The organism is Rhodanobacter sp. C06 (genome assembly GCF_002001105.1).
Classification (GTDB): Bacteria; Pseudomonadota; Gammaproteobacteria; order Xanthomonadales; family Rhodanobacteraceae; genus Rhodanobacter_A.
This window is the reverse complement of record NZ_MUNP01000073.1, coordinates 1-15,309: the sequence shown is the minus strand read 5'-3', so window position 1 is coordinate 15,309 and position 15,309 is coordinate 1. Positions and strand designations below refer to the sequence as shown.

Annotated in this window: 6 protein-coding genes and 1 pseudogene; 4 read left to right on the top strand and 3 right to left on the bottom strand. The window is 68.6% G+C overall.

Going from position 1 to position 15,309, the window contains the following annotated elements:
* Positions 1–150: 150 nt before the first annotated feature.
* Positions 151–2,058: pseudogene (locus B0E52_RS18800) on the top strand (DEAD/DEAH box helicase); the annotation flags it as partial.
* Between the two features lie 234 nt (positions 2,059–2,292).
* Positions 2,293–4,938 (top strand): hypothetical protein, encoded by a 2,646-nt coding sequence (locus B0E52_RS18795; RefSeq protein WP_343124507.1) that lies wholly within the window; start codon positions 2,293–2,295, stop codon positions 4,936–4,938.
* 128 nt (positions 4,939–5,066) lie between these two features.
* Here B0E52_RS18795 and B0E52_RS16110 read toward each other — a convergent pair whose 3' ends face one another.
* The 3 genes from B0E52_RS16110 to glk all read right to left on the bottom strand — a co-directional run bounded on the left by B0E52_RS16110 (position 5,067) and on the right by glk (position 11,509).
* Positions 5,067–7,388 carry a family 20 glycosylhydrolase gene (locus B0E52_RS16110; RefSeq protein WP_077485492.1) on the bottom strand — a complete coding sequence of 774 codons (2,322 nt, stop codon included), beginning with the start codon at positions 7,386–7,388 and terminating at the stop codon, positions 5,067–5,069.
* A gap of 188 nt (positions 7,389–7,576) precedes the next feature.
* Positions 7,577–10,324 carry a TonB-dependent receptor gene (locus tag B0E52_RS16105; protein WP_077485491.1) on the bottom strand — a complete coding sequence of 916 codons (2,748 nt, stop codon included), beginning with the start codon at positions 10,322–10,324 and terminating at the stop codon, positions 7,577–7,579.
* 87 nt (positions 10,325–10,411) lie between these two features.
* Positions 10,412–11,509 carry a glucokinase gene (glk, locus tag B0E52_RS16100; RefSeq protein WP_077485528.1) on the bottom strand — a complete coding sequence of 366 codons (1,098 nt, stop codon included), beginning with the start codon at positions 11,507–11,509 and terminating at the stop codon, positions 10,412–10,414.
* A 468-nt stretch (positions 11,510–11,977) separates the two neighbouring features.
* On the opposite strand from glk, the gene B0E52_RS16095 reads away from it, so the two are divergent.
* Positions 11,978–13,264 carry a sugar MFS transporter gene (locus tag B0E52_RS16095; protein ID WP_077485489.1) on the top strand — a complete coding sequence of 429 codons (1,287 nt, stop codon included), beginning with the start codon at positions 11,978–11,980 and terminating at the stop codon, positions 13,262–13,264.
* A gap of 109 nt (positions 13,265–13,373) precedes the next feature.
* Positions 13,374–14,423, top strand: coding sequence for a LacI family DNA-binding transcriptional regulator (locus B0E52_RS16090; RefSeq protein WP_077485488.1), 1,050 nt, complete (start codon positions 13,374–13,376; stop codon positions 14,421–14,423).
* Positions 14,424–15,309 lie beyond the last annotated feature (886 nt).

Below are 15,309 nucleotides of genomic sequence, written 5' to 3'. Positions count from 1 at the left end.
GTCCTGTCGGGTTCCGGTGGTTGTGCAAGATCGCTGCAGCGGCCAAGCATACGCGACGCATTGCGAATCGCCAGCCCGCGGTGGTGACGCGGACACGCGCCTGGCACGCGTAGAATCCATAGTTCCCGACTGCCATCGCCCCCTGCCTGCATGCAAGCGGATGCCTCCCCGCTGACCGGTTTCCACCCTGCCGTCGCCGCCTGGTTCGATGGCCGCTTCGCCGCGCCCACCGCGGCGCAGGCGGGGGCGTGGCCGGCGATCCGCGACGGTGGCCATGTGCTGGTGGCCGCGCCCACCGGCTCGGGCAAGACGCTCACCGCCTTCCTCGCCGCGATCGACGCGCTGGTGCGCGAAGGCGTGGCGAACGGCGGCGCGCTGCCGGACGAGACGCGGGTGGTCTACGTGTCGCCGCTGAAGGCGTTGTCCAACGACATCCACGTCAATCTGGAAGAGCCGTTGGAAGGCATCCGCGCGGAACTGGAAAAACGCGGCCTGCCCGACGTGGCGATCCGCACCGCGGTGCGCACCGGCGACACCCCGCAGGCCGAGCGCGCATGGATGCGCAAGACGCCGCCGCACATCCTCGTCACCACGCCGGAGTCGCTGTACATCCTGCTCGGCTCCGCCTCCGGCCGCGAGATGCTGCAGAGCACGCGCAGCGTGATCGTGGACGAGATCCACGCCGTGGCCGGCAGCAAGCGCGGCGCGCACCTGGCGCTGACGCTGGAGCGCTTGGAGTCGCTGTGCCAGCGGCGGCTGCAGCGGATCGGACTGTCGGCGACGCAGAAGCCGATCGAGGAGGTGGCCGACTTTTTGGTCGGCACAACATCTCCCTCTCCCCTTTGGGGAGAGGGTCGGGGTGAGGGGCCACTCTCGCCTCGACCATCATCAGAGCCAGCTCTAGGTGACGTTTCCGCGAGCACCCGCCCCTCACCTCAATCCTCTCCCCTGAGGGGAGAGGAGGCGAACGCGAAAAGCGGCGTCACCATCATAGATACGGGCTACACCCGCAAGCGCGACCTCGCCCTCGAACTCACCGTCGTGCCGCTGGAAGCAGTGATGTCCAACGACGCGTGGGAATTGGTCTACGACCGCCTCGCGCAACTGGTGCAGGCACATCGCACCACCCTGGTATTCGTCAACACGCGACGGCTGGCCGAGCGTGCGGCGCGGCATCTTTCCGAGCGGTTGGGCAAGGAACATGTCGCCGCGCACCACGGCAGCTTGGCGAAGGAGCAGCGCCTGGACGCCGAGCAGCGCTTGAAGCGCGGCGAGTTGTCGGTGCTGGTCGCCACCGCCTCGCTGGAGCTGGGCATCGACATCGGCGACGTGGACCTGGTTTGCCAGCTCGGCTCGCCGCGTTCCATCGCCGCCTTCCTGCAGCGCGCGGGGCGTTCCGGCCACCAGGTCGGCGGCACGCCCAAGGCGCGGCTGTTCCCCACCACGCGCGACGACCTGGTCGAATGCGCCGCACTGCTCGATGCCGTGCGCCGCGGCGAACTCGACGCGCTGGTGCAGCCGCCGCAGCCGCTGGACGTGCTGGCGCAGCAGCTGGTCGCCGAAGTGGCCTGCCGCGAGTGGGACGAGGATGCGCTGTACGCGCTGGTGCGTGGCGCGCATCCGTACCGCGATCTGGCGCGCGCGGATTTCGACGCGGTGGTGCGCATGCTGGCCGACGGCTTCACCACCCGCCGCGGCGCGCGTGCGGCCTACCTGCACCGCGACGCCGTGCATCGGCAGTTGCGCGCGCGGCGTGGCGCGCGGCTGGTCGCGCTCACCTCCGGTGGCGCGATCCCCGACACCGCCGACTACCTCGTGGTGCTGGAACCGCAGGCCACGGTGATCGGCTCGGTGCACGAGGACTTCGCGGTGGAAAGCCTCGCCGGCGACATCTTCCAGCTCGGCAACACCAGCTACCGCATCCTGCGCGTGGAGCGCGACCGCCTGCGCGTGGAAGACGCGCACGGCGTGCCGCCCAGCATCCCGTTCTGGCTGGGCGAGGCGCCGGGGCGCACGGACGAACTCTCGTTCGCGGTATCGCGCTTGCGCGAGGAAGTCGACGCCTTGCTTGAACCTCACGACTCCCCCTCCCCTGCTGGCAGGGAAGGGCCGGGGTGGGGTGCTTCGGTTTCTGCTACGGCAGAGGAGCACCCCCTCCCAACCTCCCCCTGCAAGCAGGGGGAGGAGACAAGAGCGCAGGCACTGGCGTGGCTGCGTGACGAACTGGGCCTGGGCGAAGCCGCCGCGTGGCAACTGGCCGATTACCTCGCCGGCGCCAAGGCCGCATTGGGTGTGCTGCCCACGCAGTCGGTCATCGTGTTCGAGCGCTTCTTCGACGAGTCCGGCGGCACCCAGCTGGTGATCCACGCGCCATTCGGCAGCCGCATCAACCGCGCTTGGGGGCTGGCACTGCGCAAGCGCTTCTGCCGTCAGTTCAACTTCGAGCTGCAGGCGGCGGCCACCGAGGACGCGATCGTGCTGTCGCTGTCCACCAGCCACAGCTTTCCGCTGGAGGAAGTGGCGCGCTACCTGCACTCGAACTCCGCCGAGCACGTGCTGGTGCAGGCGCTGCTCGACGCGCCGCTGTTCCCCGCGCGCTGGCGCTGGAACGCGGTGACCGCGCTGGCGCTGCCGCGCTTCATCGGCGGCAAGAAGACGCCGCCGCAGCTGCAACGCATGAAGAGCGAGGACCTGCTCGCCGCGGTATTCCCCGACCAGGTGGCCTGCCTGGAGAACATCGTGGGCGAGCGGCAGATTCCCGACCATCCGCTGGTGGCGCAGACCTTGCACGATTGCCTGCGCGAGGCGATGGACGTGGACGGCCTGCTGCGCCTGCTGCGACAACTCGAAACCGGCACGATCCGCCTCGTCGCGCGCGACCTCGCGGCGCCCAGCCCGCTGGCCGGCGCGGTGCTCAATGCCGCGCCCTACGCCTTCCTCGACGACGCGCCGCTGGAGGAACGCCGCACGCGCGCGGTGCGCCAGGACGTGCCGGCCGGCGCCGGCGACCTGGGCCGGCTCGATCCCGAGGCCATCGCCGCGGTGCGCGCGGAAGCCTGGCCCGAGGTGCGCAGCGTGGACGAGATGCACGAGGCGCTGGATGCGCTGGGCGGGGTCACGGTGGACGAAGCGGTGGCGAACGACGGCTGGGACGACAAGCTGCGCGCGCTGGCGAAGGACCAGCGCGCCACGCGCCTTGAACTCCCTCTCCCCCTGCCTGTGGCAGGGGGAGAGGGCTGGGGTGAGGGAGACGCTCTTGCTTCTCCCGTGACTCAGCCAAGCAAAGCCGAAAGCCTCCCCCTCACCCCGCCCTCTCCCGCAACGATGTTGGGGGAGAGGGAGAAAAACACGGTGTGGGTCAGTGCGGAAAAATTGCCGCTGTGGCGAGCCGTGCACCCTGAGGCCGTGTTGCATCCCGTCATCGCCGCGCCCGCCGAATATGCGGCGCAACCATGGACGCGCGAGGACGCCCTGCGTGAACTGGTGCGTGGCCGCCTGCTGGGCCTGGGGCCGGTGACGGTCGAGGCCTTGGCCGCGCCGCCGGGCGTGGCGCCCGCCGAGGTGGAAGCCGCGCTGCTGCGCCTGCAGGGCGAGGGCTACGTGATCCAGGGCGTGTTCGATCCGACGCTTGCCGAAACGCAATGGTGCGAACGCCATCTGCTGGCGCGCATCCATCGCTACACGCTGGGCCGCCTGCGCCGCGAGATCGAGCCGGTGAGCCGGCGCCAACTGATGCGCTTCCTGCTCGACTGGCAACACCTGAGTTCCGCCACGCAACTGCGCGGCCCCGACGCGCTGCCGGCGGTGCTGAACCAGCTGGAGGGCTACGAGGCCGCGGCCGGCGCCTGGGAAGCGGAGATCCTGCCGGCGCGCCTCGCCGACTATTCGGCGAGCTGGCTGGACGGGCAGTGCCGCGCCGGCCGCGTCGGCTGGAGCCGCCTGCGCGCGGGCGGCGGCAGCGGACCGGTACGCGCCACGCCCATCGTGCTGCTGCCGCGCCGGCAGATGGCCGTCTGGACGTCCGTCGCGCAGGCATCGTCGCCGCAGGACAGCCTGCTGTCCTCGCGGGCGCAGGCGGTGGCCGACGCGCTGCGCGAGCACGGCGCGCTGTTCTTCGACGAATTGCAGTCCATCGTCCACCTGTTGCGCACCGAGCTGGAGGACGCGCTGGGCGAACTGGTCGCCGCCGGCCGCGTCAGCGCCGACAGCTTCGCCGGCCTGCGCGCCCTGCTGCTGCCCGCGGCGAAGCGCGAGGCGCCACGGCACCGGCGCATGCGCCGGCATGTGTTTGGCGGCATCGAGGACGCGGGGCGCTGGTCGCTGGTAGCTCGTTCCCTTCTCCCCGCTGGGGAGAAGGTGGCCCCGAAGGGGGCGGATGAGGGGCGGGTGCTCGCAGAAGCATCGCCTGATGCAGACAGTGGCAAGAGTGGCCCCTCACCCCAACCCTCTCCCCATAGGGGAGAGGGGGAAAATCTGGAGCATGTCGCCCGCGCCCTGCTGGCCCGCTACGGCGTGGTGTTCTGGCAGCTGCTGGAGCGCGAGGCGCCGTGGCTGCCGCGCTGGCGCGAGTTGTCGCGCGTGTACCGCCGGCTGGAGGCGCGTGGCGAGATCCGCGGCGGGCGTTTCGTGGAAGGGCTGGTGGGCGAGCAGTTCGCGTTGCCGGAGGCGATCGCGCCGCTGCGCGCGATCCGTCAGCGCGCGGAGGATGGCGAGATGGTCGTGGTGGGCGGCTGCGATCCGCTGAACCTGGTGGGCAGCGTGTTGGCGGGCGACAAGGTGCCGGCGGTGGCCGGCTCGCGCGTGCTGTATCGCGACGGCATGCCCATGGCGGCGCAGGTCGCGGGCAAGTTCGTGCCGCTGGTGGAGCTGGGCGCCGCCGAGACGCAGGCGGCGCGGCAGGCGCTGCAGCCGCGCGCCGTGCAGCGCCGCACTGCCTGAAATGACGGCGTTCTGATCCCTCCGTCCGCGATGGCGCGTTGCCGCGCCGAGGGCGAAAGGAAGGCGCGCCGTCCGCTTGATGGCTGCACCGTCCACCCCGCGCGCGGGGTGGACGAAGAACGAGAGCTTCAGGGCCTGGCTTGCAGCGACACCCGCCCCAGTGCATACAGCGGGCCGTCGACGGGCGCGGTGTAGATCAGGCACAGGCTGTGCTCGCCGGCCTGCGCGGGCAGCTTCGCGTCCAGCTGGAACTGGCGCGGGGCGTGCGCGGGATCGGGCAGCGGCATGCTGGCCAGCACCGGGCCGTCGCAGCGGTCCGCGTGCACCACCAGTTCGCCGAACGGCGTGCGGTGCGGGCGCGAGACCACCAGCTTCTGCTCGTGCGCCAGCGCGAAGTTGCGCGGCAGCCGCACCGCGTCGACGTGGATCGCGGCGATGCCATCCATCAGCGTGGGCGGGAACAGCTGGCAGGTGTCGAACACGTTCACCGCGTACACCGGCTGGGTGCTCGTCGCGTCGGGCATCGGTTGCACGCGCAGGCGGAAGTCGCTGCCGGGGCAGTTCGCCAGCGCGGTGCCGGGCAGGCTGAGCAGCGCGGCGCGGTCCAGCACGCGTTCGCGTGGCGCGGACAGCGCGCTGCCGTCGGCGGCGAAGCTGGCGGCGCGCACGGTAGTGGGCAGGCTCACGTTGAACGGCGCGTCGTAGCGCGGCGAGGCCGGCGAGGGCGTGCTGCCGTCCAGCGTGTAGTGAATGTCGCCGAAGCCGCTCTGGTCGGACAGGGTGACGGTGGCCTTGTCGGTGGCCAGCGCCACGTTGCGGTCCGCCGCGATGTCCACCGCGAACGCGCTGTCGGCGTAGGCGACGTGTTGCGCGCGGTAGCGCGCGAGCTGCGCGGGCAGGCGGGCGAGGAAGCCCGGCCAGTCGTTCGTGGTGGCCGGCGACCAGGCCACTTCACTGAGTGCGTCCAGCCGCGGGAACACGGCGTGCTCCACGTGCGCCATCGTCGGCAGGTGCTCGGTCCACACGTTCGCCTGCACGCCCAGCACGTGCTTCGCCTGCGTGGCGTTCAGCACGTCGGGCAGCGCCCGGAAGCCGTACACGTCCTTGAGCGACTCCACGCCGAGGCGGCCGGAGTATTCGTCGGCGAGATCGCCTTGCACGTGGTCGAAGTAGAGATCCGGCGCGGGCGACATCACCACGTCGTGGCCGAGCAGCGCGGCCTTGATCGCGCCGTCGATGCCGCGCCAGGACATCACCGTGGCGTCGGCGGGCAGGTTGTCGCCTTCGAGGATTTCGTCCCAGCCGATCAGCTTGCGACCGTGCTTGTCGAGGTATTGGCCGACGCGGCCGATGAACCAGCCCTGCAGCGCATCCTCGTTGCTGATGCCCAGCGCGCGCATCTTCGCCTGCACCGCGGGCGAGGCCTGCCACTGGTCCTTGATCGCCTCGTCGCCGCCCACGTGGATGTACGTCGAGGGAAACAGCGCCATCACCTCGTCGAGCACGTGGTCGATGAAGGTGAAGGTGGGATCGTCCACGTTGTAGAGCCAGGGGTTCACGCCCGAGTCGACGGAAACCTTCGGCCGCCGGCCGGTAACGCCGACCTGCGGATACGAAGCCACCGCTGCCTGCGCGTGGCCGGGCATGTCGAGCTCCGGCACGATGGTGACGTGGCGCGCGGCGGCATAGGCCACCACGGCGCGGATCTGCGCCTGCGTGTAGAAACCGCCGTAGCGTTTTGGCTCGCCGTCATGGCCGGCGTCGGGCGGGGTGCGCCAGGCGCCGATCTTCGTGAGTTCGGGATAGCGCTTGATCTCGATGCGCCAGCCCTGGTCGTCGGTGAGGTGCCAGTGCAGCACGTCGAGCTTGAGCTGGGCCATCTGGTCGATCAGCTTCTCGACCTCGGCCACGCTCTGGAAGTGGCGCGCGGAATCCAGCATCAGCCCGCGCCAGGCGAAGCGCGGCCAGTCGCGGATGGACAGCGCGGGCACTTCGACCGCGCCCTGCTTCGCGTCGGGCGTCAGCAATTGGTACAGCGTGACAGCCCCGTGGAACAGGCCGGCGTCGTCGCGCGCGGTGACGCGGATGCCCTGCGGCGTGACATCGAGCGCGTAACCTTCGGCCTGCGCCACCGGCGCGTGCGGGTCGCGCTGCAGCATGATCGCGTGCGCCGCCTTGCCGTCGGTGGCAACGCGCAGATGCAGGTCGCGCGTGCGCGCGACGAGGTCGATCAGGTAGTCCGCGGTCTGTTTCGTTGCGTCGTCGTGGCTCGCGAGCACCACCGGCGTGTGCGCGTCCACGGTGAAGCCGCCGTGCTGCAACTCGAGTTGCGCCGGCAGCGGGATCAAGGAGGGTGGCGTCGCATCGTCGGCGCGGGCGGCCTGTGCCGGCAGCAGGACGAGCGCGAGCAACAGGCAGGCGCAGCGGGACAGCAAGGCAAGACGATTCATCGGCGGCTCCTGCAGGGTTCGATGCAGCGCCCTCTACCGCAAGCGGGAAAGGACTGGTGAAGCCAGCATGCCATCCCCGGGGCGCCAGATAAAAAGACGGGCCCGCAAAGTGAAGCCGGGCCCGCTCGGGGAGAGTGCAGGCCGTCCGTGGCCCGCGTGGATGCTGCGGTGTAGCGGAAAGCGGTGGATCAGAACTTGAAGTTCACGTTGAGGTAGTACTGGCGGCCGTTGTCGTAGAAGTAGTACGGCTGGTTCCCGAACACGTCGCTCTTGGTGTAGTACTTCAGCGTCGCGTTGTTGAGGTTCATCGCGTCGAACGACACCGACATCATGTCGTTGATGTTGTAGCCCAGCGACAGCGCGAGGTTGCCGATGCCCGCCTGGTAGAAGTTGTCGGCACGGCTCACGCCCGCGTAGAACGACGAGCGGTAGGTGTAGCTGACGCGCGCGTTGAACTTCGCGTTCTCGAAGAAGGCGGACACGTTGCCGGTGGTCTTCGAGGTGCCTTGCAGCGGCGCGCCGTTGTTGGCATGACCGGCGGCGTAGGTGTAGTTCGCCGACACGCCGAAGTTGTCGCCGATTGGCTGGATGTAGTTCAGTTCCACGCCCTTGACGCTGCCGTTGACGTTGGACGGCACGCTGACCAGGTAGTTGGTGAAGACGTCGTGGCCGGCGGTAGCGCTGTCCTGCATGTTCTTGAAGCTCATGGTGACGTTGCTGAAGTTCACGTAGTCCTTCAGCTGCATCGAGTACACGCTGGCCGACAGCAGGCCACGCGGGGCGAAATACCACTCCAGCGCGCTGTCGAAGTTGGTGGAGATCAGTGGCTTGAGCTTCGGGTTGCCGCCGCTGCCGGCGAGGGTCAGGTCGTTGAGCGAGATGAAGCCGGCCAGCGAGGAATAGTCGGGCCGGGTCATCGTCTGCGACACGGCGAAGCGTGCCAGCAGGTCGTCGGTGAGGTTGAACTTGAAGTTCACGCTCGGCAACAGCTTGCCGTAGCTGTGGTGGTAGGTGTTCCAGTAGTAGTCGCCGAAGGCCGAGCCGGTGATCGGGCCGATGGCGCCGCTCTCGATCGGGCTGGTGCTGGAGTAGCTGATGTTTTCCTTGGTGTTGACGTAGCGCACGCCCACGTTGCCGCTCCAGCGGTCGCCGTCGAAGTTCGCCTGGAAGTAGGCCGCGCCGTCCTTTTCGTTGACCTTGTAGATGTCGTTGAAATAGAAGCGGGCCACCGGGTCGCGGTTGGCGAACTTTGCGTCGAACGCGGCCAGCTGGGCCGGCGAGTAGTACCAGATGTTGCTGGGGAAGTTGCCGCCCACGCTGCTGGCCAGGTCGCTGGGATAGTTCGACCAACTGGTCGGATAGTTGGCGAGGTTCTGCCAGTCGCCCGTCGGGCCCTGCGCAATGCTGCGCAGATTCTCGCGGGTGTGGTCGGCATAGCGCACGCCGAACTGCAGCGAGGACAGTGCGCCCTGGTCGAAGTCGAGCTCGCCGTCGCCCTGCACCCAGTTTTCCTTGTCCTTCGCGTCGATGCCGTTCTCGCCGAAGATCCAGCCGGCGGAGGGTAGGATCGCGTTCGGCGAGCTGTTGTCGCCGCCGACGGTCCAGTTGGTGGGCTTGCCGGTGCCCTGGATGGCCCAGCTCGCGGCCGCACCCGGCTGCGCGCCCAATTCGAGCACGTCCTGCGTCGGGCTCTTGCCGGTGCCGTGGGTGGTGCCGACCTGGCCCTTGAAGGTCAGGTTGTCGGTGGCGCGCCAGTCCGCATCGAACGTCACGTAGTTCGAACTGGACTCGGCGCCCGGTCGCGAGATCTGGTCATACACGACGGAAGGGTTGGTGTTGCCTGCCACCTGCGCGAAGCTCGCGTTGGTGAGCATGTTGTTGCGCACGGTGTAGCCGGGTTGCAGACCGCCCTGGTTGATGAACTGGCTGGTCCACAACATGTAGTTGCGGTTGTAGTTGTCGGCCTTGAGCGTGGTGGCGAAGCCGTTGAGGTTCAGCGTCAGGTTGTCGAGCGGCTTCCACTCCAGGTCGATCGCGCCGCCCTTGCGGGTGCGGGTCTGGGTGAAGAAGGTCGAGCCGATTTCCTGCGGGTAATAGACGCCGGCCAGGTCGGGATGCGCCTTTGCCACGGCGTCGGTGGCCTGGATCTGGTTGTAGCCGCCAATCAGTTCCTGGCCATTGCGCTGCAGGCTGCGCTTCTCGTAGAAGCCCTGCACCATCACGCCAAAGGTGTTGTCGTCGTTCTTCCAGTTGAACAGGCCGCTGGCCTGCGGCTTGGTCGAGCTCGGCAGGTCGGAATACACGCCGCCGACGGACACCGAGCCGGTCGTCTGCTTGGCGAACTCCAGCGGCTTGCGGGTGATGATGTCCACCGTGCCGGTGGCGCCACCTTCCTGCAGGCGCGCCTCGGAGGTCTTGTGCACCACCACCTCGCTGACGATTTCCGAAGGCAGCATGCTGTAGCTCACGCTGCGACCCACGGTCGAGGTCTGCGACAGCACGAACCAGTCGCCGGTGCCGATGGTGTGGCCGTTGACCAGGGTCTGGGTCATGCTGGGGTTGGTGCCGCGCAGGCTGACGCGGTCGTTCTCGTCGAAGCCGCCCTCGCTGGCGCTGGCCGAGCTGATGTTGACGCCCGGCAGGCGCTGCAGCGTGTCGGCCACGTTCTTCACCGGCAGCTTGCCGATGTCCTCGGCGGTCACCACCTCGATGTGCGAGTTCGCGTCCTTCTTCAGCGCGAGCGAAGCGGCCTCGGTGGCGCGGATGCCGGTGACGGTGACCGACGGCAGCTCGGTCACTTTCTTCTTGGCGGCCGCATTGTTCTGGGCATTGCCCTGGTTGTTCGGGTTCTGTGTGCTGTCCTGCGCGTACGCGCCGACGGACAGGCACAGGCCGGCGACGATGCTCGCGGCTAGCAGTGTCTTGCGATGGTTCATGATGTCCTCCCCTCAGAGGCTGGATCAGTCGGGACCGTATGGTCGTGGTGGTGGCTTGCTTGGTTGGCGGCGTTCGGCGCCGTGTCGCTAGAGCGGTGGCATGGCTTGATCTCCCTGCCGCTCGTCCAGAAACCAGCCGGCGGCGCCGATGACACCTAGCTGGCCGTGCTCGATCAGTCGTACGGGAACCTTCTGCAGGAACGCGCGCATCACGCCCTTGTTGAAGTAGCGCGCGGCGAAGCTGCTGGCGCGCAGGAAACCGTGGATCTGCGGCAGGATGCCGCCGGCGAGGAATACGCCGCCGCTGGCGCCGTACAGCATCGCCAGGTCGCCGGTGAAGCTGCCGAGCAGGCCGCAGAACACCTCGAGCGTTTCCAGCGCGGTGGCGTCGCAGCCGGCCAGCGCGGCGCCGGTGACTTCCGCCGGCGTCATCAGCGCCACCGCGCAGCCGCGCAGCTCGCACAGCGCGTGGTAGAGCTTGAGCAGGCCGGGGCCGGACAGGGCTTCCTCGTACGAGACGTGGCTGCGGCTGCGCGCCAGCACGCGCAGGATCTCGATCTCGCGCTCGTTGCCGGGCGCCAGCGCGATCTGGCCGGCCTCGGTGGGCAGCACCTGGGCATGGCCGGCGCGCGGCAGCAGCACGGCCGAGCCCAGCCCGGTGCCGGGGCCCATCACCAGCACCGGACCGCGCGCGGCCGGTTGCGCGGTCTCGATCACCGGCAGTGTCTCGTCCACGCTCAGGAACTGGGTGGCCCAGGCCACCGCCTCGAAGTCGTTGATGACTTCCAGCTGGGCCAGGCCCAGCTGTTCGCGCAGCGCGGCGATCGACACCGGCCAGGGCAGGTTCTCGTTGACGATGGCGTCGTCCAGCACCACGCCGGCGCTGGCCACCACGCAGCGGCGGATGCGCCCCTGCAGCGGGGCGTGGCCGGCGACCGCCAGCTGCGCCACGAAATCGCGCAGCAGACTGCCGAGGTCGGACCAGTCGGCGCAGTGGTAGCGGTGGTAGTGCAGCACGCGGACCGGCTGGCGGTCGCCGGGGGTGCCGAGCATCAGGCCGATGCGTGCATGGGTGCCGCCGACGTCGGCGGCGAGGAACGGCTCGCCGTGGTCATGCGCGCCATTCGCCGCCGACGGTCGCGGCGACGGCTGGGCGGCATGACGCTGGCTGGCGAACTCTCCCACGTGGCTTTCCCCTTGGTCCGCTGCGATCGGCCAGTGCGGCGCGCGCTGCGCGCAAGGCCACCGGCTGGTGATGTTGGCGGAGTCTGGAATCGACATGACAACGTTGTCAAGTGACTGTCCCGAGATTTTCACCATCCCCTGTCAGGCCTTGCAACATGACCGTTGGCAGGGGTCACGGCACTGGATCGATTCAAATTTCGCCGAAGCGTCAGAATGCGTTGTATCGGGCCTCGCCACGCGCAACGCAGAGGGAAAGTGCATGTAGGAGCGCACCCTGTGCGCGAATGCTTTGCGCCTTGGGGCGGAACCAAAAGCCATCGCGCACAGGGTGCGCTCCTACAGGGTGCGTCGGCCGGTTGGCGACTGCCGGTTGACAACGTTGTACTTTGCGGCCAATAAAGGAGTCTTCGGCGGCCGCTGGTGCCGTTATGCTCACGGCCGTACACGCCGTTCCCGGGGAGAGACTCCATGGCAAGCACGCTGGCGGCCGCGCCGTCCGAACGTTCCTACATCGGGCCGATGATCATCATCGGCGTGCTGTTCTTCATCATGGGCTTCTTCACGTGGCTCAACGGGCCGCTGACGATCTTCGTCAAGCTCGCCTTCAAGCTCGACGACGTCAGCGCGTTCCTGATACCGGTGGCGTTCTACCTGTCCTATTTCGTGCTGGCGCTGCCCTCGGCGGCGATCCTCAAGCGCACCGGCATGAAGCACGGCATGGGGCTGGGCCTGTTCGTCATGGCGATCGGCGCGGTGCTGTTCGCCCAGTTCATCGACCTGCGCGTCTACCACGGCGCGCTGGTGGGCCTGTTCGTGATCGGCGCGGGACTGTCGCTGCTGCAGACCGCCTCCAATCCCTACATCAGCATCCTGGGGCCGATCGACAGCGCGGCGCAGCGCATCGCGGCGATGGGCATCTGCAACAAGCTGGCGGGTGCGGCGGCGCCGTTCGTGTTCGGCTGGCTGGTGCTCAGCGGCCTCGACACGCTCGACCAGCAGGTGAAGGCGGCGGCGACGCCGGCGGCGGCCGATGCGCTGCTCAACAGCTTCGCCTCGCGGGTGTACTGGCCGTACCTGACCATGGCCGCGTTGCTGGTGCTGCTGGCGATCTGGGTGGTGCGTTCGAACCTGCCGGAGATCAAGCCGGCGGGTGCCAACGACGAGCACGCGATCGGCCACACCGGCCGCAGCATCTTCAGCTTCCCGCACCTGTGGCTGGGCGTGCTGTGCCTGTTCCTGTACGTGGGCGTGGAGGTGATGGCGGGTGACGCGATCGGCATCTACGGCCAGGGCCTGGGCCTGCCGCTGGACGCCACCAAGCACTTCACGGCGTACACCATGTTCGCGATGCTGAGCGGCTACCTGGTGGGCCTGGTGCTGATCCCGCGCTTCGTCTCGCAGCAGCGCTACCTCGCGGTGTCGGCCGTGCTCGGCGTGCTGCTGGCGATCGGCGCCTACGTCACCACCGGCTATGCCTCGGTGACCTTCGTCGCCGCGCTGGGTTTCGCCAACGCGATGATGTGGCCGGCGATCTTCCCGCTGGCGATCAAGGGACTGGGCAGCCACACCGAGGTGGGTTCGGCCTACCTGATCATGGGCATCGTGGGCGGCGCGCTGGTGCCGCAGGCCTTCGTGCACCTGAAGGAGTTCGTGAACTTCCAGCTCGCCTTCGTGCTGCTGATGGTGCCGTGCTACCTGTACATCCTCTACTACGGCTTGCGCGGCCACCGCGTCGGCCAGCACGCGGCGGCCTGACGACGCATGCGGCAACCGCGCAGCCGTCCGCTAGACTGTGCCGCGCGCTTGCGCGGCCGGCCGGCCGCGTTGCGCGCCCTTCCATCCCACGGTACCTGAGGCCCGACGGTTGCGCAGCGCCACGATCAAGGATGTAGCCGAGCAGGCGGGCGTCTCGCTGAAGACGGTCTCGCGGGTGATCAACAACGAGCCCTCGGTGCACGCGCGCACGCGCGAGAAGGTGCAGCGCGCGATCGACGCGCTGGGCTACCGGCCCGATCCGTCCGCGCGCAGCCTGCGCAGCACCCGCGCCTACGCGGTGGGCCTGGTCTACGACAACCCCAACGCGCACTACATCATCAGCATGCAGAGCGGCGTGCTGGCCGCCTGCCGCAAGAGCGGCTACGGCCTGCAGATCCATCCCTGCGACTCCACTTCGCCGCGGCTGGCCGAGGAGCTGGTCGCGCTGACGGCGCACGCGCGGCTGGCCGGCCTGGTGCTGGCGCCGCCGATGTCCGAGCAGCCCGAGCTGATCCGCACGCTGGCGGCGGCGAAGATCCCGTTCATGCGGGTGATCTCCGCGCGGCAGGACCCCAGGGACGGCTATCCCTGCGTCTACGTGGACGACCGCGACGCCGCGTACGCGATCACCGAACACCTGATCCAGCTCGGCCACACCCGCATCGGCTTCCTGTGGGGCGGCCGCGACCATCGTTCCAGTCCCGAGCGCTACCAGGGCTACGAGGACGCGCTGAAGGACTACGGCATCGCGCTGGACCGCAAGCTGGTCCTGCCCGGCGACTACTCCTTCGACGACGGCTTCCGCGGCGCGCGCAAGCTGCTCGCGCTGAAGGATCGCCCCACCGCGATCTTCGGCTCCAACGACGAGATCGCCGCCGGCGTGCTGGCCGCCGCGCATTCCGGCGGCATCAGCGTGCCGTGGGAACTCTCCATCGCCGGCTTCGAGGACAGCCCGTTTTCCAAGCAGTCCTGGCCCGCGCTCACCACCGCGCGCCAGGCCACCGAGGAGATCGCCCGCCACGCCGCCCAGCGCCTGATCGGCAACCTGCAGCGCGCGGCCAACGGCGAGCCGCTGGAGGAGGGCAACGAGGGCTTCAGCCCCGAACTGGTGGTGCGCGGTTCCACCGCGCCGCTGCGGAGCGCGCCGGCGAAGCGCTGACGCGCTCGCCCTTCTCCTCTCCCGCGCAATGCCAGCTTCCCTCTCCCGCTTGCGGGAGAGGGGTAGGGGAGAGGGGGCTCTTGCTCTTTTCTCCGCCAGCAACAAAGCAGTTTCGTGCGCCTGCCGGCGCCCGAGTTACTTTTCTCTTGCGTGGCCAAGAGAAAAGTAACCAAAAGAGAAGGCCACCCCGGTTGGCGCGTTCCGTCCTTCCATGGACGGAACGTCCGTGAGTCGGTGCCGGGCTTTTCGAGCGGGCTCCTGCCCGCGCGAAAAGGCGAGGCCATCCATGGCCTCGCCCGCTGCGCGGCCTGATCGTCCCCGCCTCACCGCCGCCCAGGGGCCCCGGAAAAGCAGCGCGCATCCTGCGCGCACTGCTCGAAAAGCCGAATCAAGAGCGCGGTGCGCCGCGTCCCACATATCCTCAACCGACGGCTCGTGTGGCAACTGCTACGCCCTTATTTTCGCCCCATAACCGGTTACACCCTCATGTGTGGTGTGTTGCACGGCATGCATGACGCGACAGTAAGCGTGTTCACGCAGCAGTCCTTTGTTCTGACGAGGAAAGTTGCTTGACGCCTCACGCAGCGACAGCGCAGCATGCCGTGCAACACCCTGATTTCGATGTCTACATCTAAGGATGGTCTGATTGCCATAGTGGTCGCCGCCACTAGCAGGCTGTTGAGAAGCACCGTCTCGCGCCACTCTCGATAGCCGCGATCTATGCATGACGGTCGTGATGGTGGGCGCATGGCGCGTTTCCCCGCCCTGCGGACGCACGTCTCCCACCGTTGCTCATGTCGGCGACGGTTCCCACCACTCGCCGATGCCACCGAGGCGGATCAGGTTGTAGGCGGCAAACGTCCAGGTCACCCAACCGCGCACTGCG